This window comes from Streptomyces lushanensis, assembly GCF_001700515.1.
GTDB classification, from domain to species: domain Bacteria; phylum Actinomycetota; class Actinomycetes; order Streptomycetales; family Streptomycetaceae; genus Streptomyces; species Streptomyces lushanensis.
Genome location: NZ_MAUD01000430.1, coordinates 1 through 1862, shown reverse-complemented (window position 1 = coordinate 1862; position 1862 = coordinate 1). Strand labels below are relative to the sequence as shown.

The 1862-nt window shown below is 69.8% G+C and carries 2 protein-coding genes and 1 tRNA gene; 1 reads left to right on the top strand and 2 read right to left on the bottom strand.

Translation table 11 applies throughout. The annotated features are described in order from the left end of the window. Positions 1 to 176 precede the first annotated feature (176 nt). Complete coding sequence (locus tag BFF77_RS28630) at positions 177 to 725, bottom strand: helix-turn-helix domain-containing protein (RefSeq protein WP_066955535.1); 549 nt, start codon at positions 723 to 725, stop codon at positions 177 to 179. A 189-nt stretch (positions 726 to 914) separates the two neighbouring features. On the opposite strand from BFF77_RS28630, the gene BFF77_RS28625 reads away from it, so the two are divergent. Next, positions 915 to 987, top strand: a tRNA-Ala gene (locus BFF77_RS28625). 139 nt (positions 988 to 1126) lie between these two features. Here the strand turns inward: BFF77_RS28625 and BFF77_RS28620 are convergent. Then, a partial coding sequence (locus BFF77_RS28620) for a sensor histidine kinase (protein WP_066955531.1) occupies positions 1127 to 1862 on the bottom strand: 736 nt, incomplete at its 5' end.

Here is a 1862-nt window from a genome sequence, read left to right as displayed (position 1 = left end):
GACGCGGTGGCGTCGGCGCCGTCTGGCGTGCCTGGCACGCCAGACGGCGCCGACGCCACCGCGTCCGACCGGGTCGATCAGCTCGTACCGCCCCGCGAAGACCTCACCCATTGCGCCGCGCCCGCTCCCAAGTCGTCTCGTCCGGCGGCCCGCCGCCTCCGGGCCCCGCTCCGCCTCTAGCTCTGGTGCGCCTCGTAGTGGGCGACCGCCTCCGCGGTGCGCCCGGCGCCGTAGACCCGTAGGAACTCTGCCAGTTCGGGCTGGGTCGGTGCGAGGGAGTCCGCCGCATCTATGATGTCGCCGGCCGCCGCGACCGACCGCAGCAAGGACTGGATCTCGCGTACCACCCGGCGTACGGTCGGCGCGCCCGAGCTGTTCGTCGTCTGGCTGGTACCGGTGAGGACCGAGCCGCCCTGCGACTTCTTGATCTCCTCCATCCGGTCGGTGGCCTCTCCCGCGCTGACGCTGCCGTCCGCGACCTGACCGGCCAGATCCTGGAGTGCCTGGACGCGTTGGACGACCGCCGGATTGCCGATCTTCGCGCGTTGACCGCTCATCAATTGTGAGAGCATCGGCGCGGACAGCCCGAGGACGGCGGCGAGCCTGGCCTGGTTCAGGCCAAGATCGTCGATGAGCCGGCGGAAGAGCGCCCCCAGTGGCTCTCCGTACCAGCTTCTCTGGAGTTCTCTGGCTCTCGCGGTCGTTTCCTGCTGTGCGGCGTCCATGTGCGTCTCCCCATCGCTTCCCCATCGCGGCAGCTTCGCTGCTGCGAACCTCGTGGGGCATCCTACGGAGCGTGGTCGCGCACGGGGAGTCCCAATCCTTTTGCGAGATCCCGGGGAACACCCGGTACTCTGGTCCCCGGTGAACGACGAGCCGTAAGCGAGCGCTCGGCCGTACCCGACACCCGTCCCGGGGCCTTAGCTCAGTTGGTAGAGCGCTGTCTTTGCATGGCAGATGTCAGGGGTTCGACTCCCCTAGGCTCCACTTCTCCAAAACCCCTCCGACCTGCGGAAACGCGGGACGGAGGGGTTTTTCCGGTCTGGGTGCGGTCGCGGTGGGCCAGGCGGGGGCGGAGGCGGCGGCTTCACGCCGATCCTGCGTCTGCCGGTGTACGGGGACGTCGTCACGGGGACGCCGTGGGGAGTTCCACGGTGATGTGGAGTCCGCCGGCGGGGTTCGGGGTGAGGGCGAGGGTGCCGTCGTGTGCCTGGGTGATGGTCTTGGCGATGGTCAGGCCGAGGCCGACGCCCGCGTGGTCGGTGTGCAGGCGTTCGGTGCCCCGCTGGAACGGTTCGGTGAGTGTCGAGGCCAGCTGCGGGGTGACCTGCTCGCCGGTGTTCTCGACGGTGAGCACCACGCCCGTGGGGCGGACGCCCGTAGTGACCCTGACGGTGCCCTGATCAGGGAGGTTGTGGACGATCGCGTTGTGCACGAGGTTCGTGGTCAGCTGCAGCAGCAGCGCCTGCGATCCGGTCGTGGGGGTGAGGTCGCCGCTGGTCTCGATGGTGACGCCGCGCTTCTCCGCGAGGGAGAGGAGCGTTTCGGCGGCCTCTTCCGCGATGAGGGACAGGTCGACGGGTTCTCGGGTGAAGGACCGCCGCCCGGCGCGGCAGAGCACGAGCAGTGCCTCGGTGAGGTCGATCGCCCGGGTGTTGACGGCGTGGAGGCGGCCGATGAGTTCGCCGGTGTCGCACGTCGGGTCGGCGCGGGCCACGTCGAGGAGCGCCTTCGAGATCGCCAGCGGGGTGCGCAGCTCGTGCGAGGCGTTGGCCGCGAATCTCTGCTGTTCGGCGACGTGCGCTTCGAGGCGTGCGAGCATCGCGTCGAAGGCGTCGGCGAGTTCGCGGAACTCGTCCTCG

Bases quoted from the DNA above. Each gene is read 5' to 3' on its own strand.
- BFF77_RS28630 (WP_066955535.1), bottom strand. From the start codon at position 725: ATGGACGCCGCACAGCAGGAAACGACCGCGAGAGCCAGAGAACTCCAG.